Below are 24,438 nucleotides of genomic sequence, written 5' to 3' on the forward strand. Positions count from 1 at the left end.
GACCCGACTATATCTGCGCCGTGCGCATCGCCTCGACGCGGATATCTTCCGTCAGCCGCGCCTTCAGTGCCGAAAACTCCGGGCTGGTCTTCAGCGTGTAGTGGCGCGGATGCGGCAGGTCGACGGCAACGTCCGATTTGATGCGGCCCGGCCGTGCCGTCATCACGACCACGCGCGACGCCATGAAGATCGCCTCCTCGATGTCGTGGGTGACGAACAGCACCGTTTTTTGCCGGCGCTCCCAGATGCCGAGAAGCAGTTCCTGCATCAGCCCGCGGGTCTGGTTGTCGAGTGCGCCGAACGGCTCGTCGAGCAGCAGAATCTCCGGATCGTTGGCCAGTGCCCGGGCAATCGCGGTGCGCTGCTGCATGCCGCCGGAAAGCTGCTTCGGCCAATGGTTTTCAAAACCTCTCAGCCCGACGAGATCGACGTAAGAAGCGACGATTTCGCTGCGCTCGTGCTCGGCCATTCCACGTTCGCGCAGGCCGAAGGCGATGTTCTCGGCGACCGTCAGCCACGGAAACAGCGTATAGGACTGGAAAACCATGCCGCGGTCTGGACCGGGCCGGTCCACCACCCTGCCGTCGAGCAGAACACGTCCCCCACTCGGCGCTTCGAGGCCGGCGACGATCCTGAGCAGCGTCGACTTTCCACAGCCGGATGGCCCCAGGATGGTGATGAAGTCGTTGGCGGCGACCGCCAGATCGATCGGCATCAGCGCCTTGACCGGCTGCCCACCGCCGACACCGGCGAAGGTGCGCGAGACGCCTTCGATGAGCAGCTTGCTCACGCCAGGCTCCATGGAAACAGCCAACGGTTAAGCGCCTTGAAGGCGAAATCGGACAACAGCCCGATCAGGCCGATGACGATGATGCCGAAGATGATCTGCCCTGTCGCCAGCCGCGACTGGCTGTTGATGATCATGTAGCCGATGCCCGACGACGAGCCGATCAGCTCGGCGACGATGACATAGGTCCAGGCCCAGCCGAGCACCAGCCGCAGGGTCTCGGCAATCTCCGGCGCATTGGCCGGCATGATCACGCGCCGCACGATGCCGTTGTCGGACGAGCCAAGCGTGTAGGCCGCCTCGACCAGGTCGCGCCGTGTGCCGCCGACCTTGACCGCGATGATCAGGATGATCTGGAACACCGAGCCGACGAAGATCACCAGCAGTTTTTCGAGCTCGCCAACGCCCGCCCACAGGATGAGCAGCGGGATGAAGGCCGATGCCGGCAGATAGCGGGCGAAGGAGACGAACGGCTCCAGGAACGCCTCCACGGGCTTCCAGGCACCCATCACGATGCCGAGCGGCACGGCAACGATGGCCGCCATCAGGAACCCGCCGAAGACGCGCCAGATGGTGATAAGGATGTCGAGCCAGAAGCGGTCCTCGACCAGCAGCCGCCAACCGTCTCTCACCATCGACAGCGGATCGGCAAGGAAAATGCGATTGACGTGGCCGCCAAGCGTGATCCACGCCCAGAACGCCACGAACAGCACGAAGAACGAAATGCCGAGCACGGTTCGAATGCCCGGCGAGACCGGATGCAAGGGGCGCGGCATCTTCGACCGTCCTCTGATCTGAATGAAAAAGCGGCGGCGCACGCGCCGCCGCCGGGCGACAATCCTGCCGGTTAGTCGGCGACGGCGCTGGTGTCGGCCAATGTCGAGACGTCAGGCGCTTCCTTGATCAAACCCATCTGCAGCAGAAGCTCGCCGGCGGTCTTGGAAAAGTCCTGGAATTCCTTGGTGAAGAACTGCTTGTTTTCAGCCTTGTCGGCCCATTTCAGGTATTTGGCCGACTCTTCGAATTCCTTGGCCGACTGCTTCACGTCGGCACCCATCGTCTCATAGGATTTCGCCGGATCGCTCTTGATCAGGTCGAGTGCCTCGAAATAGCTGTCGGCAAGCGCCTTGCCCGCATCCGGATTGGCCTTAAGGAACTCCGGCGTGCAGCCGACCGTATCGAGCACCATCGGATAGTCGAGAGTGGTCACAAGGATATGGCCCTGGTCGGACTTTTCGCGCACCGCCGAGATGAACGGCTCATAGGTGACCGCCGCATCGTTCTGGCCGGCGAGAAACGCCTGCGCCGCCGCATCCGGCTCCAGGTTGACGACCGTCACGTCCTTGGTCGACATGCCGTTCTTGTTGAGCACCCAGGCCAGCATGAAATAGGGCGAGGTGCCCGGCGCCGAAGACGCGACCGACTTACCTTTGAGATCGGCGACGGTCTTGATGTCGTTGCGGGCGACGATGCCGTCGGCGCCGTAGGATTTGTCGAGCTGGAATATTTGCTTGGTTGTCACGCCATTGGCGTTCCAGACCAGCCAGGTCTCGACCGTGGTGGCGGCGCATTGCAGGTCGCCGCTGGCGATGGCGAGCGGCCGGCTGGCTTGCGGCACCTTCTTCAAGGTGACGTCGAGGCCGTGCTTTTCGAAGATGCCGGCCTGCTTGGCGAGCGTCAGTGGCGCAAAGCCGGTCCATCCACTGATGCCGATACTGACCGATGTGGCGGCCATCGCCGGCGCGGACAATCCGACGGCAAGCGTCAAGCTTGCGGCAAGAATTCCGATCCTGTTCATGTCGGTTCCCCTTTTATGTGTTCGGATGGGGAATTGTGTCACAGACGCCCGCAGGCTTGTCAATGAAGCAGATGCTGCACTGCGGTATGTCACCATCGACAGCAAACTCCGCCATCAGCGGCTGTTGTACATCCAGCTGCGGTCGCGCCACATTTTTTCGCCGACCAGGCAGTCGGTGACGGGGATGTCCTGTGCCAGCACCAATGGCGGATGCGCCGCCTGTTCCGCCGCTCGCTGCGGCGAGGCCGGACCGGCAAGCTCCAGCACCAGCTTGCGGCGGATGGCCTCCGGAAACTGCGTCCAGTCATTGACCGGGATCATGAAGGAGCCCGGCCCGCCGATGACGCAGTCGCTGTAGTAGCGGTCGAGATTGTTGACATCGTAAGCGCTGCTGAACCCGCCCCTGGTCATCAGCGGCAGGCCGTTGACGGTGATGCCTTGCTTGATCACGGCGTCGCGGGTGATATCGACAGGTGCGCCCTGGTTGTTGGGGCCGTCACCCGAAATGTCGATCACCCGCTTGACGCCCTGGAAGCCGCTTTCAGCAAAGAGATCGCTGGCGAATTCCAGCGCGCCGGAGATCGAGGTGCGCCTGGCACTGGCCGGCGGATGAGCGGAAAGCTGCGCTGCCAGCCGCTCGGCGTCGGCACGATTGGCGATCACCGTCCACGGCACGACGACCTGCTGCCAGGTCGCGCCAGCCCATTCGACATAGGTGACGGCAATCTTGCCATGAGCGCCTTCGCCGATTGCCTGCAGGACATCGTCATGCGTCAGCGCCGCCGCATAGCCATGACGCTGGATTTCGAGCTCGTCCGGCGACATGGACAGCGAAACGTCGACTGCCAGCACCAGTTCGACGTCGACCGGCTCGGCGGCGCGGGAGTTTGCAGTCAGCCATAGCACCGACGCCAGCGCGGCGGCACCCGAGACGAGATGTCTTGCACGGGCAAAACCAGACATGCCGCACGGTAAGCGAAAATCGCCGATCGACAAAGAGAAAAGCCCGGTGGAGAGCCGGGCTCATTCGGTCACATTTTTGCGAACCGCCGGAAAACGAATTTCATTTGTGGATGCGGTGCCCGCCCCGTCCCCGCCACTCCACGGCCTTCTCGACATCCGTCTCGGAGGATGGGTCCGGCTTCGGTTTTCTAGCACCGACTCCGCGCGCTGCCCTCCAGTTCGGCTTGAATGACGGCGGAAGCCACAACAGAATACCTGCAACCGCGGCAGGCAAGATGATCGCAAAACGCAGAATTGAAAGTACGATGCCGCAGATGCCGACGATCTGCGCGGCCCGGCGGACGCCGAAGCGTCTCAGGAACAAATGTCTTGCAATCACGCCGCCATCCAGATCGTAGGCGGGCAGGATGTTGAGAATGATAAGTGACACGTTCAACAATGCGCCAATCCAAAGCGTCCATTCCAGAGGACCGGCCGACCTTGACGGCAGCCACCCGAATGGCCTTTCGGGCGCAACTGGGATGAGTTCTCCAAAAACCAGATAATAGGCCGCATCGAAAAACGCGGCGAGCGCGACGTTCGCCAGGGGACCCGCTATCGCAATCCGCGCCCAGGCAGGCGATGGCGCTGCGGCGCGTTTGAAACGCGTGAGCCCGCCGAAGAGATATAATTCTATCCTGTCGGTGGCGACGCCTTGTCGGCGTCCGATCCAGGCGTGTGCCAGTTCGTGCAGAAATATCGACGCAAACAGAAGCGCTGCAAAGATAGAGGTATGGATCAGTGCATCCTTGGGTCGGCTCGCCCACTCGTTCAGGAAGGGCAGCACAATGGGAATTGCGAAGGTCCAGCTGACGCGAACCGGGATATTCCGGTTCAGCTGAAACACAAGCGCATCGTTTTTTCTGTCCCAGCCGATCCGCCGCAAAGGCACCCCCCAATCGCAGCGCGACGGTAAGCGAGAATCATCGCTCCACAAAGCGAAAAGCCCGACGATGAATCGGGCTTCTGCATTCAGGTCCTGCTGGCACTGCTCGGCTTGCCTGTGTGGAGAATCGGCAGGCAAGCAACGCTTAGCTGCGCGGATTGAGGTTCTCCGGGTCGTAGAGCGGCCTGTAGCCGACGGCGGCCACTTCGACCGGGTACTTCTCGCCGAAATATTCGACGCTCAGCTTGCGGCCCTCCTGGCAATACGCCCAGGGCAGGTGGGCGAGCGCGATGTTCTTGCCGAGGGTCGGACCATAGGCCACCGAGGTCGTGAAGGAGCGGCGGCCGAGCTCGTCGACGAGCGTCTCACCGGTTTGCGGGTCCATCACCGGCATCGTGCCAACCGGATAGCGGGGAACACCATTCGAATCTGTATTGTCCGTCATGATAAGCGTGCAAAGCATGGCCGGCTGATGCACCCGGGCGCGATATTGCAGATGCTTTGCCTTGCCGCAGAAATCGGCCTCCTTGACTTTCGGACGGGCAAGGTCGGCTTCCAGCAGATTGTATTCGGTCAAGAGGTCCGCGTTTTGCAGGCGCAGGCTCTTCTCCATGCGGCGGCTGTTGGCATAGGTCTCGACGCCAAAGGCCATCACGCCGGTCGACCGCAGCGCGTCCCAGACAGCCAGGCCGTCCTCGTAGCGCATATGCAGTTCCCAGCCTTGCTCGCCGACATAGGAGATGCGGAAGGCGGTCACGTCCTTGCCGGCGATCCTGACGGGCTTGATCGCGGCAAAGGGAAAATTCTCAGGCGTCAGTCCGTCGGGGTTTTCCACGACCTTGCCCAATGTTGCCCGCGCGTTCGGACCCCAGATGCCGACGGTCACATATCTCTCGGTCACATCGGTGACGGTAACGTCGAAGCCTTTGTCCTCTGCCGTCCGGCGCATGTACTGGAAGTCGCGCGGCCCGGCATCAGCGCCGTCGATGACGCGGCAGCGGTCGGCCATGCGGATGACGGTCAGGTCGGCGCGCACCATGCCTTCCTCGTCGAGGAAATGGGTATAGATGCCCTTGCCGATATTGCCGTCACCGCCGATCTTTGCCGCGCACAGCCATTCCATCAGCGCGACATGGTCCGGGCCTTCCACGTCGTACATGGCGAAATGCGACAGGTTGACGATGCCGCAATCCTCGCTCATCGCGAGATGCTCGGCGTTCGAGACGCGCCAGAAGTGGCGGTTATCCCATTCGTTTTGGCGCACCGGCACCCGGTTGCCGTATTTCTCGAGCAGATGCTCGTTGGCGGCGTAGCCGTGGGCGCGCTCCCAGCCGCCGAGCTCCATGAAATAGCCGCCGAGTTCCTTTTCGCGCTCCCAGAAGGGCGAGCGGCGGACATTGCGGGCCTTGGAGAAGGGTTCGCGCGGATGGACAGCCGGGTTGTAGACCTTCATCGCCGTTTCGGTGCAGCGGTCCCAGATGAACTGCTCTTTCGTCTGGTGCGGATAGAAGCGCGAATAGTCGATGGCGTGGTGGTCGATCGCCGTGCGGCCGTCCGTCATCCAGTCGGCGATGAGCTTGCCCATGCCGGGGCCGTCCTTGACCCAGATCGCAACGGCATACCATAGGCCCCTGACCTTCTGGCTTTCGCCCATCGAGGGGCCGCCGTCCGCCGTCACCTGCAGCAGGCCGTTGAAGGAATGGCTCTCATTGTAGCCCAGCTCGCCCAGGATCGGCGTCAGTTCCATGGCGCGCTCGAGCGGCGCCAGGATTTGTTCCATGTCGAGATCGCGTTGCGACGGCGAAAGCCGCGCCTGGTTTTTCTCGAGAATATCGCGCGGATGGCAAAGGCGCGGATTGGTCTCTTCGTAATAACCCCATTCGATCTGCCCGCCTTCGGCGGTCTTGGGGTCGCCGGTATCGCGCATGTAAGCCGAGTTGCCCTGATCGCGCAGCAGCGGCCAGCCGATCTCCTTGCCGGTGCCGGCGAACTCAGTGTACGGCCCGAAGAAGGTAAGCGGATGGTCAATCGGCATGACCGGCAGGTCCTCGCCCGCCATTTCCGCGATCAGCCGTCCCCAGATGCCGGTGCAGACCACGACATAGTCGGCCTCGATGGTGCCGCGGTCGGTCACCACGCCCTTGATGCGGCCGTTCTCGATGACGAGCGACCTGGCCGACGTATTGGCAAACGCCCTGAGTTTGCCGGAAGCTTCCGCCTGGTCGACAAGCTTGCCGGCGACGGTCTGCGAGCGCGGGATGACGAGGCCGGCGTCGGGATCCCACAGGCCGCCCTGTACCATCTGTTCTTCGATCAGCGGGAATTTTTCCTTGATCTCGGCGGGATCGATCAGGCGGGCGCGTGTGCCGAAGGCCTTCGCCGAGGCGATCTTGCGCTTGATCTCCGCCATGCGAGCGTCGTCGCCGACGCGGGCGACCTCGAGGCCGCCGATGCGCGCGTAGTGACCCATCTTTTCGTAGAAATCGATGGAATAGAGCGTCGTCCAGCACGACAGGAAATCATGGCTGGTCGTGTAGCAGAAGTCGGAGGCATGCGCCGTCGAGCCGATATCCGTCGGGATGCCCGATTTGTCGATGCCGACAATATCGTCCCATCCGCGCTCGATCAGGTGATGGGCGACCGATGCGCCGACGATGCCGCCCAGCCCGACGATGACGACCTTCGCCTTTTCCGGAAACCCTGCCATTGCCCGCGACTCCAAGATGCTATTGCGAGCAGACTATAGGGCGGCGCGGCGCCGCGCTTGCAGCCTGTTTGCGACATCGCCAAAAAAGCCCGCGCCACCAGCCCGTCGAATGCAGTTAGACCTACGCCTTCGCCCTGCTCGGTACGAAGGCGCTGCTAGAGCCCGCCCTGCGCAGCTTCGAAGAAAAGTGCATACCTTCATCGCCGATTACCGGAAGCAAACAAAAGGCCGGGCGTTTGCCCGGCCTTCAAAAATCATGGCGTCGACTTTATTTGATGCGCGCGACGCCGCCCGAGATCTCAATCGTCTCCGAACCGGTCAGCGCCTCGAGGTCGCCATTCGGCAAGGTAACAAAACAGCCGCTCGGGCAAAATTCCACGGTTTCGCCAGCGGCCAGCGCCAGCTCGGTCTTGCCGCCGCCTTCCGTCACGATCAGCGTGCGGGTCTCGGCGTCCTTGTTGACCGCGCTGGCGGCATGGGCCGAACCGCCCACGGCCAGAAAAGCGATGGCGGCGACGAGAGACTTCCACATTTTGCAGTATCGGTGTTGCCACCGCCTCTGTTGCATTTCGCAAGGCATTCTCGCCGTTTGCAGGTGAGCTTATATGCAATGCAAGCTGAACGGCAACTGAATGCCGCATTCATGCCGCAATTGGTTTCCGAAGGCTTGAAGGCAAGCTCCAATCAGCTAGTCAGGATCGGGCTTCCGTACCTTGCGTCCCGACTTGGCGAGACGTTTCGCCTCGACCGCCGCTAGGGCTTTTGCTTGTTCCCGCTCGGCGAATTCGACTTCGATCTTGTCGTCGTCGATCGGCCACGCCTCGTGCTTTTTGGTCTCGACGACGGCGCGCGGTGTCGACGGAATTTCGATATGCTGGTCGGCGAACACATCGAAGATGGCAAAGCGGATGTCGTTCTGGACGATATTGCCACTAAGAACGTCTGCCAGGAATACGCGGATCTCGAATTCGAGCGCGGCCGGGCCGAAATTGGAAAACAGCACAAAGGGTTCGGGGTTTTTCAGCACCAGCGGATGACTGCGCGCGATCTCCAACAGGACGCCATGCACGTGCTTGATGTCGCTGCCATAGGCGACGCCGACCTTGATATCGATGCGGCCGAGCTTGTTGCGGTGCGTCCAGTTCCCGACCGCATTGTTGATCAGGTTTGAATTGGGCAGGATCACCGACTGCCGCTGGAACGTTTCGATCTCGGTGGCGCGCACGCTGATCTTCTTGACCGTGCCGCTGATGTCACCGGCAACGATCCAGTCGCCGACCTTGAACGGCCGCTCGGCCAAAAGGATCAGGCCCGAGACGAAGTTGGAGACGACATTCTGCAGGCCAAAGCCGATGCCGAGAGACAGGGCGCCGGCGACCAACGCGAGATTGGAGAGGTCGATACCGGCCGCCGAGATGCCGACCAGTGCCGCGACCGCGACGCCGGCATAGCCGACCGCCAGCCGGATCGAATTGCGCACACCGGTGTCGACCCGGCCGCGCGCCATCACCGAACCGTCGAGCCAGCCCTGGAACCAGCGCGTCAGGAAATAGCCGATGATGAAGACGACGACGCCAGTGAGGATGCCGGTGACCGAGATCGTCACCGAGCCTATGGTGAGGCCCGTCGCCAGCTTGTAGGCCCAGGCCTGGATGTCGCCGGGCTGGAAGCCCCACATCAACAGGATCAGCGGCAGGAACACCAGCACGATCATGATGTTTATGGCGGCGCTGACGACAAGCCCGAGCTGGTCGAGCGCGGTCTCTTCGTAGCTTGAATTGGCCGCTAGCCAGCGCCCGATCGAAGTGTTGGCGAAACCACCTTCCTCGCCGATCGCCCGCGCCGACAGGAAGCCGATATAGGCGGTGACCAGGATAGTGCCGGTAACCACGACCTGCACCGAGACGAAAATAGCAAGGCCGATAAAGCCGAGCAGCGCCGACGCTATGGTGAATAGCCCTAGCGCGACGGCGGTGTAGCGCAGCCATGCCGGCCACGGGCGCCAGCTCCCGTCGGCAGCCTTGAACGGCTTCAGCAGCCCCATCAGGATCAGGATGACGCCGACGCTGATGGTGGCGACAAAGCTTCTGGCGATGGTCAGCGATAGCGGCGAGCCCATCTTGTCGTTGACGACCGACAGGAAATAATTGATGCCGATGGCGACGGCCATGGCAGTCGTCAGCCGCACCAGCCAGCGCGCCGGGCCGGTTTCGACAGGGATCAGACGCCAGTTCGGCAACCGCGGTTCCAGCGCCGCATTGGTCAGCCGGTTGACGCAGAACACCACCGCGATAACGGCAACCAGCGAATTCAGGAAGATGCCGATGTCGCCGCGCAAGACATTGTAATAATTGAAGAAGAAGACCGTCGAGATAAGGAAGGCGCCAACCGCCAGCGACGGCAGCAATGTCGACCAGAACGCCACCGACAGGCGGCTGAGATAGGATGGATCCTCGACGGAAGGATCGGCTTCGAAGACGCGGCCGAACAGGCGCCGCCCGCCGACAAAAAGCACGGCGGCCAGCGCAAGCGCCATCAACGTCGCGGCAAGAATTGCCTGGAACTTGAACTTGAAGGCGAAGCTCAGCCAGGACGACACCGCTTTGTAGAAACTGGTAAATTCGTCATTGGCGTTGGAAATGACCTCCGGGCTCAATGCATCGGACAGCACGTAGCGCTTGGTGAGCTGATTGCGGAACAGCTCGCTGCGCATGTTGCCGATCTTCTCGATCAGCCCGCTGACACGGATCGACAGGTTCTGCGCGCTGGCAATGACGGCGTTAATCTCGGCTTTTTCGGAAGCCAGCGCCTGGCGTTCACCGGTCACGATGTCGGGCTCGGCCGGCTGGCCCGCGGCCGGCGGAGGTCCCAGCGTCTCGATCCGATCGTTGATATCGCCGAGACGCGAGCGGAACGCCAGCGCGCTGGTGAGCGCCGCCCGCGACAGATCCTCCAATTGCAGGCGGATTTCCACCAGGGTGGCATCGTCTTGGCCGTCCTGCTGTATCTTCTTCTCGAGATCGTCGGTTTTGGCCGTCAGGCTCTGGATGACCTTCTGCTGGTCTGTAACCAGCCCGGCGGCACCCTGCCCGAGCGCCTGCGCCATCGCGTCGAACGACGGCGGCGCCAAGACAACAAGCGCAACGATCAGGACCAGGCGGAGTAAACGAAAGAACATGATTTTTCTGGCGACTCGCGGACGGCAGCGGCAGTTTTGAAGCACGTCCTTGATAAAGACGCTCATATCACGGGGCAAGTCATGCCAGGCGGCTCGTTTTCGAAGTCCGCCAATCGAAGTCGGCCAATCCAATCGAAGTCGGCCAATCCAGTCGAAGTCGGGGAGTCGAAAAGCGATGGCGCAATCTTGGCTTTGCGTTGGCGGCCTGCTCTATAGTCTGCCGCAAAGCCTGAAATGGATGACAATAAGAATGGCGGAATATTCGGCCTTTTCGCTTCTCAAGAACGCGCTGACCGGAAACAAGGACTGGAGGCCGGCCTGGCGCAAGCCCGACCCGAAGGCGTCCTACGACGTGATCGTCATCGGCGGCGGCGGCCATGGCCTGTCGACCGCCTACTACCTAGCCAAGGAGCACGGCATCACCAATGTCGCGGTGCTGGAGAAGGGCTGGCTCGGTTCCGGCAATGTCGGCCGCAACACCACGGCGGTCCGTTCCAACTATCTCCTGCCGGCCAACACGCGCTTTTACGAGCATTCGATGAAGCTGTGGGAGAACCTGGCCCATGACCTCAACTACAACGTCATGTTCTCGCAGCGCGGCTGCCTGAACCTCGCCCACACACCTGCTCAGCTCGACGACTATGCCCGGCGCGGCAACGCCATGCGCCATCTCGGCGTTGACGCCGAACTGATGACCACGGCCGAAATCGCGCGCCTGGTGCCGGCGCTCGACGTCTCAGCCACCGCGCGTTTCCCGATCGTCGGCGGCCTGATGCAGCGGCGCGCCGGCACCGCCCGCCACGACGCCGTCGCCTGGGGCTATGCGCGCGGCGCAGATCGCCGCGGCGTCGACATCATCGAAAATTGCGAGGTCACCGGCTTCCTGCGCGACGGCGACCGCATCACCGGCGTCACGACAACGCGCGGCGAAATCCGCGCAAAAAAGGTAGCGGTCGCGGTTGCCGGCAGCACCGGGCGGGTCATGCGGCTTGCCGGCATCGAGACGATGCCGATCGAGAGCCACGTGCTGCAGGCCTTCGTCACGGAATCGCTAAAACCGTTCATCGATACGGTCCTGACCTTCGGCATGGGCCATTTCTACATGTCGCAATCGGACAAGGGCGGCCTTGTCTATGGCGGCGATCTCGACGGCTACAACAGCTACGCCCAACGCGGCAGCCTGCCGATCGTCGATGAGGTGATGAGCGAGATGCTGGCGCTGTTCCCTGGGCTGGCCCGTGTCCGCATGCTGCGCTCATGGGGCGGCGTCTGCGACATGTCGATGGACGGCTCGCCAATCATCACCACCGGTCCGCTGCCGGGCATGTATCTCAACTGCGGCTGGTGCTATGGCGGCTTCAAGGCGACGCCGGCTTCCGGCTGGTGCTTTGCCTGGACCATTGCCAAGGACGAGCCGCACGGTCTCAACTCGGCCTTCACGCTCGACCGCTTCTACCGTGGCCTGGTGATCGACGACAAGGGCCAGGGCGCCACGCCCCGGCTGCATTAGGTTAGAGATCCATGCTCATCACCTGCCCCTATTGCGGCCCGCGCGACGTGATCGAATTCACCTATCAGGGCGACGGCAATCGCCAGCGCCCACAGCCCGCCTCGCAGAACCTCGACGCCTGGAACGCCTATGTCTACGACCGGCTTAATCCAGCCGGCGACCACAATGAGATCTGGCAGCATTCCGGCGGCTGCCGCGCCCATCTCAGGGTCGTGCGCAACACGCTGACGCACGAGATCTCCAGCACCGCGTTCGCGCGCGGCGACCACAACTCGGTTGCGCGGCACCGGGCCGAGGACAAGCCATGAGCCCGCGCCGTACAGAGGCCGGGGGCCGCATCGACCGGCTGCGGACCATCCGTTTCACCTTCGACGACGCGCCTTATACCGGCCATGCCGGCGACACGCTGGCTTCGGCGCTGCTGGCCAACGGCATCACCCTGTTTGGGCGTTCGTTCAAATATCACCGCCCGCGCGGCGTGCTGACCGCCAGCGTCGAGGAACCGAACGCGCTGGTCACAGTGTTGAGGGGCGAGGTTCGCGAGCCGAACATCCCCGCCACAATGGTCGAGATTTATGACGGGCTGGCCGCGATCAGCCAGAACCGCTTCCCTTCGCTTGCCTGGGACGTCAGTGCCGTGAACCAGCTCGGCGGCAAGCTTTTGTCGGCCGGCTTCTACTACAAGACCTTCATGGGACCGGTGATCGGTCCGCTGAAGGGCACTCGCTTCTGGATGTTCTGTGAGCATTTCATCCGCCGTGCCGCCGGCCTGGGCAAGGCAGGCACGGCTCCCGATACGGCGCGCTACGAACGCATGAACGCGTTTTGCGATGTGCTGGTAGTCGGCTCCGGCCCGGCGGGGCTGATGGCCGCCAGGGCGGCTGCCGATCAGGGTGCACGCGTCATCCTGGCCGAGCTCGAGCCGCATTTCGGCGGCTCGGCCAATTGGTCGGGCGAGACGATCGATGGCATGCCGGCCGCCGACTGGGCAGCGCGCGCCGCTGGCCAGCTCGAAGGCCGTGACAATATCCGCCTGCTGCCGCGCACCACCGTCTGGGGCTATTATGACGGCAACACGCTTGCCGCGCTCGAACGTGTCACCGACCACAAGGAAACGCCCGGCAAGGGCGAATCGCGCCATCGCTACTGGACGATCCGCGCCAGGTCGGTGGTGCTGGCCACCGGATCCCTGGAGCGTCCGCTGGTCTTTCCAGGCAATGATCGGCCAGGCGTAATGCTGGCGCATGCTGCCGAGCGTTATGCCATTGAATATGGCGTGCTGCCCGGCGACAGGATCGGGCTGTTCACCAACAATGACAGCGCCTATCGCGCGGCCCTGGCGCTGAAGAAGGCCGGCGCCGTGGTCGTCGCCATCATCGACGTGCGCCCTGAGCTTTCGAGCGAAATGCGCAAGCTGGCCGGCGAGACCGAGGCCGAGATCCTTTCTGGCCACGCGGTGATCGCCACCGAGGGCGGCAAGGCGCTTTCCGGCTTCAAGGTGCAGCGCTTCGACATGGTCAACGGCGCGCTTTCCGGCGATGCGCGCAGCATCCACGCCGATTGCCTATTGATGTCGGGCGGCTGGTCGCCGACCATTCATCTGGCCAGCCAGGCCGGAGCCAAAGCGGAATGGAACGAAGCATTGCAAGCGTTCCTGCCGCCCAAGCCGACGACACAGCAATGGATCGGCGCCGGCGCCTTCACCGGCAGTTTCTCCACCGCCGAGGCGATCGCCGAAGGTCGCGCCGCCGGTCTTTCCGCTGCGGGCGCAACCGCCACGCCGGCGGCCTTGCCTGCCGTCGAAGCAGCACCTGGCGATCCCGATCCGGCGCCGGTGTTCGAGATCAAGGCCGAAGGAAAAAGCTTCGTCGACTTCCAGCATGACGTGACGGCGGATGACGTGCGGCTGGCGCATCGCGAAGGCTTCGTCTCGGTCGAGCATCTGAAGCGCTACACCACGCTCGGCATGGCAACCGACCAGGGCAAGAGCTCCAACATACCCGGCCTGGCCATAATGGCCGAGGCGCTGGGCAAGCCGATCCCGCAGGTCGGCACGACGCGCTTTCGCCCGCCCTTTTCGGCGGTGTCGATCGGCTCGCTAGCCGCCGAACGCTTCGGCGATCTGAAGCCCGAGCGGCTGACGCCGATGCATGACTGGCACGTCGCCAACGGCGCCACCATGTATTCCGCCGGCCTGTGGTATCGGCCGATGATCTACGGCCATCCCGGCGAGACGATCGAGCAGGCCTATGTCCGCGAAGCGAGAGGCACGCGCGAGAGCGCCGGCATCGTCGATGTCTCGACACTGGGCAAGATCGCGGTGCAAGGCCCCGACGCGGCGGAATTCCTCGACCGCCTATACACCAACATGTTTTCGACGCTGGCCGTCGGCAAGGCGCGCTACGGGCTGATGCTGCGCGAGGACGGTCTCGCCTTTGACGACGGCACCACGTGGCGCCTCGGCGAGCAGGATTTCCTGATGACCACCACCACCGCCAATGCCGGCAAGGTGATGCAGCATCTGGAATATTTCCTCGACGTGATCTGGCCGGCGCTGAAGGTCCACGTCACCTCGGTGACCGACCAATGGGCCGGTGCCGCCATCGGCGGGCCGAAGGCAAGGCAGATACTGGCTGCTTGCGTCAGCGGCACTGCCGTCGACAATGCCGCCCTGCCCTTCATGGGCATCGTCCACGGCGAAATCGCCGGCGTGCCGGTGATGATCTGCCGGCTGTCCTTCTCCGGCGAAATGGCCTTCGAGGTCTATTCCGGCGCCGGCTACGGCACCCATGTCTGGGAGGCGCTGATCGAAGCCGGCAAGCCGTTCGGGCTGGTGACCTACGGGCTGGAGGCGCTGGGCACCATGCGCATCGAGAAAGGCCACGTCACCGGTGCCGAGATCGACGGCCGTACCACGGCACGCGACCTGCATCTCGACTGGATGCTGTCGAAGAAGAAGCCGTTCATCGGTTCGGCGATGATGGACCGCGAGGGGCTGATCGCGCCCGACCGCCTGGAACTCGTCGGTATTGTTTCGCTCGACAACCAGCCGCTCAATGGCGGCGCACACATCGTCGAGGAGCTTGACGAAGCCAATCCGCACGGCTCGCTTGGCCACATCACCGCTTGCTGCTATTCGCCGGCGCTGGGTAAATATATCGCGCTTGCGCTGGTCAAGGGCGGCAAGGCGCGGCGCGGCACGCGCGCTTATGTCTCCGACCCGCTGCGCAACCGGTTCGGGCCGGTCGAGATCGTCTCCAACCATTTCTTCGATCCGGACGGGAGCCGCATGCATGGTTGAACGCCAATCGCCGCTTGAGCCGGTGCTGCATCCGGGCTCGCATGGCAATTTCGAGCATGGTGTCGAAATCATCCTCTCCGAAACCAGGCCGGGTTCGATCCTGCAGCTCGCCGCCTGGCCCGGCGAGGAGAAGAAGTTGATGGCCGGCATCCATGCGGTCACCGGCCTGGCTTTGCCCGACGGCGCCGGTGGCGGTGTGACGAACGGCGCCAGGTCGGTGTTCGGCTTTGCGCCGGGAAAGTTCACTGTGGTCGATGAAGCCGAGGGATTGGCGCCGGCCTTTGCCAGTGTCGTCACTTCGGCCATCGGTACGGTGACCGACCTTTCGCACGGCCGCACCGCGATCCGTATCGCCGGGCCGAAGGCCGAGTGGGTGCTGGCGAAATTCTTCGCCATCGACTTCGCGCTGCCGGCCTTCCCGATCGGCGCCGGCCGCTCGACCATGCATCACGACATCTTCGCGCAGATCCAGCGCACCGGCGCCGATCAGTTCGACATCTATGTGTTCCGCTCGTTTGCCCGCTCGTTCTGGAAAGCGCTCTGCCATGCGAGCGAGGAAGTCGGCTACGAAGTGCAGTAGAGCCGGACGGCGCTTCACGTCACTCCACGAACGTCACCCACTCTTCCAGCGGCGCGCGGTCGGTGCGGAAGGCATTTTCGGGCTTGGACGTATCCTCATGGCCGAGCGCCATGCCGCAGACGATGATCTCCTCGTCGGGAATGTTGAGCACCGGCCTGATCTGCCGGTGATAGGGCGCGAAGGCGGCTTGCGGACAGGTGTGCAGGCTCCTGCCCCGCGCGGCGACCATGATGTTTTGCAGGAACATGCCGTAGTCGATCCACGACCCCTTGTTCAGCCGCCGGTCGACGGTGAAGATCATGCCGACCGGCGCGTCGAAGAAGACGAAGTTGCGGTCGTGCTGCGCACGCATCCTGTCGACCTCGCGCCGGCCGATGCCGAGCACGCCGTAGAGGCCGAAACCGTTGGCCCGCCGTCGCGTCAGATAGGGTTCGAAGAACTGGTCGGGATAGTAGCGATACTCGTCCCACTCGGCCTTTTCGGCGCGGATGCCCGAGCTGAGGATGGCGTCGGTGATGCGCTGCTTGACCTCGCCCTTGGTCACATAGACTTTCCAGGGTTGCATATTGGTGCCTGAGGGCGCGCGCGCGGCAACGGCGAGAATATCGCGGATGATCTCGTCGTCGACCATATCGGGCAAGAAGGCGCGTACCGACCGCCGCGAGGTGATCGCGTCATCGACGATCGCCGCCGCAATCCGGGAGTTGTTTTCCAGCATGGGCCGTCCTTTTGCGTATGATCCCGAACCGATTTTCCGGAAGGATCATGCGCCGACTAGAAGTGATGGAGCATCCTTGCGCGTCTTTTTGAACGCCCGATAGCCTACCCGCCTCGACCGGACGCCCCACTCGCCGCTCGTGCGCCGAGCCTTTGCCCGAACCGTCAAAATGGCGCAAGTAAATCTTGTGGTTGCGTGAAAATCCTCTTGATTTTTTCATGAACCCGCCATCAAATGAAATTTGCTGAGAATTTTTCACCAAGACAGGGATGGCTTTGCCCTCAACCGCCGCCAGATCGGAACAGGACAGCGGCGAACGGCTGCTGGCCGGCGACATTCGCGCGTTGCGCAAGGCGCGCGGCTTGACGCTTGCTGAAATCGCACTGAAGCTCGGCCGTTCCGTCGGCTGGGTCAGCCAGGTCGAGCGCGGTCTGTCGGTCCCGTCGCTCGGCGATCTCAGGGCCTTCGCCGAATTGTTCGGCGTGCCGGTCAGCCTGTTCTTCAGCCATGACGTGCCTGTCGAGACCGAGCGCGGCGTGGTCGTGCGCGCCGGCAACCGGCGCACGCTTGGCACAAGCGATTCCGGCCTGGTGGAGGAGCTTCTGTCGCCCGATCTCGGCGGTAGCTTCGAGATGCTGCGTTCGGTCTTCGCTCCGGGTGCCGAGATGAAGGCCGAGGCGCGCCGGCCGACCGAGGAAGCCGGCTACGTCGCTTCGGGCAGTTTCGACATCGAAATTGCTGGCATCTGGCACCGGCTTGGCGAAGGCGACTCCTTCCGCTTCGACGGCAAGCCGTTCCGATGGCGCAATCCTGGAGCCGAGCCGGCTGTCGTCATCTGGGTGGTTTCGCCGCCTGTCTATTGAACGAATGCATGTCGCCCAAAAGTGCGTGGCGGTTTTGGGACAACGACATGCATCAAAACAAATAGTCGGAGAAGAACATGGCCGGTTTGCCGACCACGGCACGCGTTGTGATCATCGGAGGTGGTGCCGTCGGCGCCTCCTCGCTCTACCATCTCGCCAAGGCGGGCTGGACCGACTGCGTGCTTCTGGAGAAGAACGAGCTGACCTCCGGCTCGACCTGGCATGCCGCCGGCAACGTGCCGACTTTCTCCTCGTCATGGTCGCTGATGAACATGCAGCGTTATTCGACCGAGCTCTATCGCCGGCTGGCCGACGAGGTCCGCTATCCCATGAACTACCACGTCACCGGCTCGCTCAGGCTGGCCCATAGCGCGGAGCGCATGCAGGAATTCCAGCGCGCCAAGGGCATGGGCCGCTACCAGGGCATGGATATCGACGTGGTCGGGCTCGACGAGATTAAGCGCCGTTACCCCTTCATCGAGACGCATGAGCTGAAAGGCGCGCTCTACGATCCGAATGATGGCGATATCGACCCCGCGCAGCTGACCCAGGCACTGGCCAAGGGCGCGCGCGACATGGGCGCGAAGATCATCCGCTTCTGTCCGGTCACCGGCGTGAGCCGAGACAATCACGAGTGGGTGGTCGAGACGGCGCAAGGCGAGATCCGCTGCGAGATCGTCGTCAACGCCGCCGGCTACCGCGCCGCCGAAGTCGGCAGGATGTTCGGCCGCGAGGTGCCGATGATGGTGATGAGCCATCAATATATCCTGTTCGAGGAAATCCCCGAACTGGCGGCGTGGTCGAAGGAACAGGGCAAGAAGCTGCCGCTGCTGCGCGACGTCGATACGTCCTATTATCTGCGCCAGGAAAAGAACGGCATGAATCTCGGCCCCTATGAGCGCAATTGCCGCGCCCACTGGGTCGGCCACAACGACCCGATGCCCGACGACTTTTCCTTCCAGCTGTTTCCCGACGATCTCGATCGGCTGGAACATTACCTGGCCGATGCTGTCGCCCGCGTGCCGATCCTCGGCACCGCCGGCCTTTCAAAGGTCATCAACGGGCCGATCCCCTATGCGCCGGACGGCAACCCTCTGATCGGGCCGATGCCCGGCGTGCCCAACGCCTTCGAGGCCTGCGTCTTCACCTTCGGCATCGCCCAGGGCGGCGGCGCCGGCAAGGTGCTGGCCGAGTGGGTGACCGAAGGCCAGACCGAATGGGACATGTGGTCCTGCGATCCACGCCGTTTCACCGCCTTTGCCTCGGCCCCGGATTATTGCGTCGCCAAGGGCATGGAGATCTACGGCAACGAATATGCCATCCAGTTCCCGCGCCATGCCTGGCCGGCCGGGCGCGACCGCAAGCTGTCGCCGCTCCACGACCGCATCAAGGCACTCGGCGCCCGGTTCGATGCTTATAATGGCTGGGAACGCGCCACCTGGTATACGAACGCAGGCGACGACATCTCCGAAGAATCCACGCTGACCTTCCGCCGCGACGGGCCGTGGCAGCATCGTGTGCGCGAGGAATGCCTCGCCGTCCGCGATGCCGCCGGCATTCTGGACCTGCCGGGGTTCTCCCGTTTCAATCTCGACGGTCCGGGTGCCGCCGAATGGCTGAGCCTCCAGGTGACCGGCCTGGTGCCGAAACCCGGCCGCATCGGCCTCGTCTATTTTGCCGACGACAAGGGCCGCATCGTCACCGAAATGTCGGTGGTCCGCCACGACGAGAACCTGATGACGCTGATCACCGCCGCTGTGGCTCAGTGGCATGATTTCGAATGGCTGAAGTCGCGCATCCCGAAGGACGCCACATTCAAGCTGATCGACAGGACGGAGGAATACTCCACCCAGATCCTCGCCGGCCCCAACTCGCGAAAAATCCTCGCCGAACTCTGCGCAGCCGACCTCACCCTGCCCTGGCTGACGCATCAGGAAACCAGTATCGCCGGACGTTGGGCAAAGCTGGTGCGCGTGTCCTTCGCCGGCGAGCTCGGCTGGGAAATCCACAGCAAGGTCGACGATACCGCAGCCATCTTCGACGCCGTCTGGGCGGCCGGGAAGAGGCATAGACTAAAACCGTTCGGCATGTACGCGCTGGATTCGCTGCGGCTCGAAAAAGGCTACCGTACCTGGAAGGGCGACCTGTCGACCGACTACTCGATCCTGCAGGGCGGGCTGGAGCGATTCGTCAGATGGGATAAGCCCGACTTCCGCGGCAAGACGGCGCTGCAAAACGAGAAGCAGCAGGGCATCAAGAAGCGCTTCGTCACGCTGGTTGTCGAAAACCCCGGCGACTGCGATGCGCCCACCATGTCGACGCTGTGGCATGACGGCCGGATCGTCGGCGAGACGACATCCGGCGGCTGGGGTCATCGCATCGACAGGTCGATCGCGCTCGGCATGCTGCGCGCCGACCTCACCGAGCCGGGAACCGCGGTCGAGATCGAGATCTTCGGCGAACGTTTTCGGGCGGTCGTGCAGAAGGATGAGCCGTTATGGGATCCAAAGAACGAGAGGCTCAGAGCATGAAGAAAGTGATCCTCACCGATGGCGGCATGGGCCAGGAGCTGGTCCGCCGTAGCAGTTCCGAGCCGACGCCGCTGTGGTCGGCCAGGGTGCTGATCGACGAACCGGATCTGGTGCGCGACCTGCATGCGGAATTCATCCGCGCCGGCGCCCGCGTCATCACCATCAACACCTATTCAGCCACGCCGGAGCGGCTGGCACGCGAAGGCGCGGAAGAGCTGTTCAAGCCGCTGCAGAAGCGCGGCATCGAACTGGCAAGGCAAGCCCGCGACCAGGCCGGCGACGCGGCGATCGCCGGCTGCCTGTCGCCGCTGTTCGGCAGCTATGCGCCGGCGCTGACGATATCCTTCCAGGATACGCTCGACATCTATCGCCGTATCGTTGCCGAGCAGGCGGACGGCGTCGATCTGTTTCTGTGCGAAACCATGGCGTCGGCCGAAGAGGCGCGCGCCGCCGTCACCGCGGCGTCGGAAAGCGGCAAGCCCGTATGGGTGTCGTGGACGCTTGCCGACCACGGCGCGCCGCGCCTGCGCAGCGGCGAAGCCATTGCGGCGGCGTCGGGCGCTCTTGCCGGCCTGCCCGTCGCGGCCCGGCTGATCAATTGCTGCCGGCCCGAAGCGATCGCTGCAGCGCTGCCCGAACTGATCGCTCTCGGCGGTCCGGTCGGCGCTTATGCCAACGGCTTCACCTCGATTGAGGCGCTCAAGCATGGCGGTACCGTGGAAGTGCTGCACGCCCGCCACGACCTTGATCCGGATGCCTATGCCGGCCAGGCGGTCGGCTGGGTCGAGGCCGGCGCCGGCATCGTCGGCGGCTGCTGCGAAGTCGGACCGGCCCACATCGCCGCGCTGCGTGACCGGCTCGAACAGGCCGGTTATGAAATTTCGGGAGCAGCATAATGCCCAGGCCATCATCGCGCATTTCCGGCATCGTGCCTTCGGGCAAGGATGGCTGGGAGGTTCATTCCGCTGCCTGGGCGCGCAAGCAGGCAGGCGAGGACATCATCATGCTGTCGGTCGGCGACCACGATTTCGACACGCCGAGCGAGACGATCGAAGCCTGCGTGACGGCGGTTCGCGCCAGCAATCACCACTACACGCCGCTTGCCGGCGTTCCGCGCCTGCGCAAGGCGATGGCGGCGGCTTCGACGCTGTGCACCGGCGTTGCGACAAATCCCGACCAGGTCATCGCCACGCCGGGCGGGCAGGCCGCGCTTTACGCGGCCATTCAAGCGGTTCTCGACCAAGGCGACCATGCCATCGTCGTCGCGCCCTATTACGCCACCTATCCCAACACCTTCAGTGCGGCGGGCGCCGAGTTCAGCGTCGTCGAGACCCCCGCCGAGGACGGCTTTCAGCCGCGCGCCGCCGACATTCGCGCCGCCCTTCGGCCGAACACCCGCGCCATCCTGATCAACACGCCGAACAACCCCACGGGCGCCGTCTATTCGCGAGAGCGCCTGGAAGGTCTGGCGCAGATCTGCCGCGAGCATGACCTATGGCTGCTGTCGGACGAGGTCTACTGGACGCTGGGCGGCGGCGAGCACGTCTCACCACGCTCGCTGCCCGGCATGGCGGAACGCACGCTGGTCATCAATTCGATGTCGAAGAGCCACGGCATGACCGGCTGGCGCATGGGCTGGCTGACCGGGCCGGAATCAATGGTCTCGCTGTTGACCGACCTCAATCTGGTGATGACCTACGGCCTGCCGGCCTTCATCAGCCTCGCCTGCGCCGAGGCGCTCGAAAATGGCTACGGCGTCAAGGAGATCGCCGAGCGCTACGCCGCGAGGCGCACCGTCGTCCTCGATGCCATGCGCGGTATGAACAACATCACTGTGCGCGGCTCCGAAGGCGGCATGTACGTCATGCTCGACATATCGGCGATCGAGCCGGACGACGAAAAATTCGCCTGGGCCTTCCTCGACCAGGAGAAGGTCGGCGTCATGCCCGGCTCGAGCTTCGGCGAGGCTGCAGCCGGCCACATCCGCTTCAGCCTCTGCCAGCCTGAGCCGGTGCTGATGGAGGCCGCCACACGCCTGCGCCGCTTCGCCTCCTTCTATCGCCGTGAGGCCGCATGAGCGCCTCACCCACCAAAACCATTCCGACCAAGGCCATTCCTCCCAAAGCGAGGGCGGTCATCATCGGCGGCGGCGTCTCCGGCTGCTCGGTCGCCTATCATCTGGCCAAGCTCGGCTGGACCGACATCGTCCTGCTCGAGCGCAAGCAGCTGACCTCGGGCACGACATGGCACGCCGCCGGCCTGATCGGCCAATTGCGCGGCTCGCAGAACATGACGCGGCTGGCGAAGTACTCGGCCGACCTCTACGTCAAGCTGGAGGCCGAGACCGATGTCGGCACCGGCATGCGCCAGGTCGGCTCGATCACGGTGGCGCTGACCGAGGAGCGCAAGCACGAGATCTATCGGCAGGCATCTCTCGCCCGCGCCTTCGATGTCGATGTGCGCGAGATTTCGCCCAACGAAGTCAAGCAGATGTACCCGCATCTCAATGTTTCCGATGTGGTCGGCGCCGTGCATCTGCCGCTCGACGGTCAGTGCGACCCGGCCAATATCGCCATGGCGTTGGCCAAGGGCGCGCGCCAGCGCGGTGCAACGATCGTCGAGAACGTGAAGGTCACCAAGGTTCATACCAAAAATGGCCGGGTCACCGGCGTCTCCTGGGCGCAGGGCGACGAGCAAGGCGCGATCGAAGCCGATATCGTCGTCAACTGCGCCGGCATGTGGGCACGCGAGCTTGGCGCCCGGAACGGCGTCACCATCCCGCTGCACGCCTGCGAACATTTCTATCTCGTTACCGAACCGATCCCCGGGCTTTCCCGCTTGCCGGTGCTGCGCGTGCCGGACGAGTGCGCCTACTACAAGGAAGATGCCGGCAAAATGATGCTCGGCGCTTTCGAGCCGGTGGCCAAGCCCTGGGGCATGAACGGCATAAGCGAGGAGTTCTGCTTCGACCAGTTGCCGCAGGATATGGATCATTTCGAGCCGATCCTGGAAATGGGCGTCAACCGCATGCCGATGCTGGCCACCGCCGGCATCCACACCTTCTTCAACGGCCCCGAGAGTTTTACCCCCGACGATCGCTATTATCTCGGCGAGGCGCCGGAGCTTTCCGGCTACTGGATGGCGACCGGCTACAATTCGATCGGCATCGTCTCCTCCGGCGGCGCCGGCATGGCGCTGGCGCAATGGATCAATGACGGCGAGGCGCCTTTCGACCTCTGGGAGGTCGACATCCGCCGCGCCCAGCCGTTCCAGAAGAACCGCCGCTATCTCAAAGAGCGCGTCTCCGAAACGCTCGGCCTGCTCTACGCCGATCATTTCCCCTACCGCCAGATGGCGACCTCGCGGAACATAAGGCGCTCGCCGCTGCACGAACATCTGAAGGCGCGCGGCGCCGTGTTCGGCGAGGTCGCCGGCTGGGAGCGCGCCAACTGGTTTGCGCGGGAGGGCCAGGAGCGCGAATACCGCTATTCCTGGAAACGGCAGAACTGGTTCGATAACCAGCGCGAGGAGCATCTGGCGGTCCGAAACGGCGTCGGCCTGTTCGACATGACTTCGTTCGGCAAGATCCGCGTCGAGGGCCGCGACGCCTGCGCCTTCCTGCAAAGGCTCTGCGCCAACGACATGGACGTGGCGCCGGGCAAGATCGTCTACACCCAGATGCTCAACCAGCGCGGCGGCATCGAGAGCGACCTCACCGTCTCGCGGCTGTCCGAAACCGCCTTCTTGCTCGTCGTGCCCGGCGCCACGCTGCAGCGCGACCTGGCCTGGCTGAGAAAACATCTTGCCGACGAGTTCGTCGTCATCACCGATGTGACCGCTGCCGAAGCCGTGCTTTGCCTGATGGGCCCGGATTCGAGGAAGCTGATTCAAAAGGTCAGCCCAAACGATTTCTCAAACGGGAACAATCCGTTCGGAACGTTTCAGGAGATCGAGATCGGCATGGGCCTGGCCCGCGCCCACCGCGTCACCTATGTCGGCGAGCTCGGCTGGGAGTTTTATGTCTCGACCGATCAGGCTGCCCATGTCTTCGAGGCGATCGCGGAAGCCGGCACTGACGCCGCCCTGAAGCTATGCGGCCTGCACACGCTGGATTCCTGCCGCATCGAAAAGGCCTTCAGGCATTTCGGCCACGACATCACCGACGAGGACAATGTGCTGGAGGCCGGGCTGGGCTTTGCGGTGAAGACCGCCAAGGGCAACTTCATCGGCCGCGATGCGGTGCTGAGGAAGAAAGAAAGCGGATTGAACCGGCGGCTGGTGCAGTTCCGTCTGAAAGACACGCAACCCTTGCTCTTCCACAATGAGGCGATCCTGCGCGACGGCAAGATCGTCGGTCCGATCACCTCGGGCAATTACGGCCATCATCTCGGCGGCGCAATCGGGCTTGGTTACGTGCCTTGCAAGGGCGAGAGCGATGCGGATGTGCTGTCGTCGTCCTACGAGATCGAGATCGCCGGCGAGCGCTTTGCCGCCGAGGCCTCGCTCAAGCCGATGTACGATCCGAAATCGGAACGGGTGCGGATGTAACTCTTTTCTTTCTCCCCTTGTGGGAGAAG

18 protein-coding genes are annotated in these 24,438 nt (G+C 63.5%); 9 read left to right on the forward strand and 9 right to left on the reverse strand.

What is annotated here, in order from left to right; translation table 11 throughout:
- Positions 1–7: 7 nt before the first annotated feature.
- From NKJ73_RS08050 to NKJ73_RS08085, 8 genes are all read right to left on the reverse strand, one after another.
- On the reverse strand, positions 8–790 hold the full coding sequence (locus tag NKJ73_RS08050; RefSeq protein WP_352452112.1) for an ABC transporter ATP-binding protein: 783 nt from the start codon (positions 788–790) through the stop codon (positions 8–10).
- A complete protein-coding gene (locus tag NKJ73_RS08055) occupies positions 787–1,563 on the reverse strand; it encodes an ABC transporter permease (protein WP_023676527.1) in 777 nt (258 codons plus the stop codon). The genes NKJ73_RS08050 and NKJ73_RS08055 overlap by 4 nt, the downstream gene beginning before the upstream one ends.
- Positions 1,564–1,634: 71 nt before the next feature.
- Positions 1,635–2,585, reverse strand: coding sequence for an ABC transporter substrate-binding protein (locus tag NKJ73_RS08060; protein WP_352452114.1), 951 nt, complete (start codon positions 2,583–2,585; stop codon positions 1,635–1,637).
- Between the two features lie 114 nt (positions 2,586–2,699).
- Entirely contained in the window at positions 2,700–3,548 is an 849-nt protein-coding gene (locus tag NKJ73_RS08065; RefSeq protein ID WP_352568954.1) for a DUF1194 domain-containing protein, read from the reverse strand.
- A 100-nt stretch (positions 3,549–3,648) separates the two neighbouring features.
- Positions 3,649–4,611 (reverse strand): site-2 protease family protein, encoded by a 963-nt coding sequence (locus tag NKJ73_RS08070; protein WP_352568955.1) that lies wholly within the window; start codon positions 4,609–4,611, stop codon positions 3,649–3,651.
- Positions 4,612–4,618: 7 nt separating this feature from the next.
- A complete protein-coding gene (locus NKJ73_RS08075) occupies positions 4,619–7,180 on the reverse strand; it encodes a GcvT family protein (protein ID WP_352568956.1) in 2,562 nt (853 codons plus the stop codon).
- A gap of 268 nt (positions 7,181–7,448) precedes the next feature.
- A complete protein-coding gene (locus NKJ73_RS08080) occupies positions 7,449–7,712 on the reverse strand; it encodes a hypothetical protein (RefSeq protein ID WP_023676533.1) in 264 nt (87 codons plus the stop codon).
- Positions 7,713–7,868: 156 nt separating this feature from the next.
- Positions 7,869–10,358 carry a mechanosensitive ion channel family protein gene (locus NKJ73_RS08085; protein WP_352568957.1) on the reverse strand — a complete coding sequence of 830 codons (2,490 nt, stop codon included), beginning with the start codon at positions 10,356–10,358 and terminating at the stop codon, positions 7,869–7,871.
- 250 nt (positions 10,359–10,608) lie between these two features.
- Here NKJ73_RS08085 and NKJ73_RS08090 point away from each other — a divergent pair, with 250 nt between their 5' ends.
- From NKJ73_RS08090 to NKJ73_RS08105, 4 genes are read left to right on the forward strand one after another with little or no spacing between them, the layout of a single operon-like run.
- Positions 10,609–11,868 carry a sarcosine oxidase subunit beta gene (locus NKJ73_RS08090; protein ID WP_352568999.1) on the forward strand — a complete coding sequence of 420 codons (1,260 nt, stop codon included), beginning with the start codon at positions 10,609–10,611 and terminating at the stop codon, positions 11,866–11,868.
- 11 nt (positions 11,869–11,879) lie between these two features.
- Entirely contained in the window at positions 11,880–12,176 is a 297-nt protein-coding gene (locus NKJ73_RS08095; protein WP_023676536.1) for a sarcosine oxidase subunit delta, read from the forward strand.
- Entirely contained in the window at positions 12,173–15,169 is a 2,997-nt protein-coding gene (locus tag NKJ73_RS08100; RefSeq protein ID WP_352568958.1) for a sarcosine oxidase subunit alpha, read from the forward strand. The genes NKJ73_RS08095 and NKJ73_RS08100 overlap by 4 nt, the downstream gene beginning before the upstream one ends.
- Entirely contained in the window at positions 15,162–15,749 is a 588-nt protein-coding gene (locus NKJ73_RS08105) for a sarcosine oxidase subunit gamma (RefSeq protein WP_023676538.1), read from the forward strand. The genes NKJ73_RS08100 and NKJ73_RS08105 overlap by 8 nt, the downstream gene beginning before the upstream one ends.
- Before the next feature lie 19 nt (positions 15,750–15,768).
- On the opposite strand, the gene NKJ73_RS08110 is transcribed toward NKJ73_RS08105, so the two are convergent.
- Entirely contained in the window at positions 15,769–16,467 is a 699-nt protein-coding gene (locus NKJ73_RS08110; RefSeq protein ID WP_352568959.1) for a nitroreductase, read from the reverse strand.
- Positions 16,468–16,736: 269 nt separating this feature from the next.
- Between NKJ73_RS08110 and NKJ73_RS08115 the strand changes: the two genes are divergently transcribed.
- The 5 genes from NKJ73_RS08115 (at position 16,737) to NKJ73_RS08135 (ending at position 24,409) form a co-directional block, all read left to right on the forward strand.
- The gene (locus tag NKJ73_RS08115) at positions 16,737–17,330 is read left to right on the forward strand and encodes a helix-turn-helix domain-containing protein (protein WP_031211731.1); all 594 of its coding nucleotides are present in this window, start codon (positions 16,737–16,739) and stop codon (positions 17,328–17,330) included.
- A gap of 77 nt (positions 17,331–17,407) precedes the next feature.
- Complete coding sequence (locus NKJ73_RS08120) at positions 17,408–19,861, forward strand: GcvT family protein (RefSeq protein WP_352568960.1); 2,454 nt, start codon at positions 17,408–17,410, stop codon at positions 19,859–19,861.
- Positions 19,858–20,757: a homocysteine S-methyltransferase family protein gene (locus NKJ73_RS08125; RefSeq protein WP_352568961.1), complete on the forward strand. Its 900-nt coding sequence runs from the start codon at positions 19,858–19,860 to the stop codon at positions 20,755–20,757. Before NKJ73_RS08120 ends, NKJ73_RS08125 begins: the two co-directional genes overlap by 4 nt.
- Positions 20,757–21,938, forward strand: coding sequence for a pyridoxal phosphate-dependent aminotransferase (locus NKJ73_RS08130; protein WP_352568962.1), 1,182 nt, complete (start codon positions 20,757–20,759; stop codon positions 21,936–21,938). The genes NKJ73_RS08125 and NKJ73_RS08130 overlap by 1 nt, the downstream gene beginning before the upstream one ends.
- Entirely contained in the window at positions 21,935–24,409 is a 2,475-nt protein-coding gene (locus NKJ73_RS08135; RefSeq protein ID WP_352568963.1) for a GcvT family protein, read from the forward strand. The genes NKJ73_RS08130 and NKJ73_RS08135 overlap by 4 nt, the downstream gene beginning before the upstream one ends.
- Positions 24,410–24,438 lie beyond the last annotated feature (29 nt).

It is taken from the genome of Mesorhizobium sp. M0074, from assembly GCF_040322975.1.
Classification (GTDB): domain Bacteria; phylum Pseudomonadota; class Alphaproteobacteria; order Rhizobiales; family Rhizobiaceae; genus Mesorhizobium.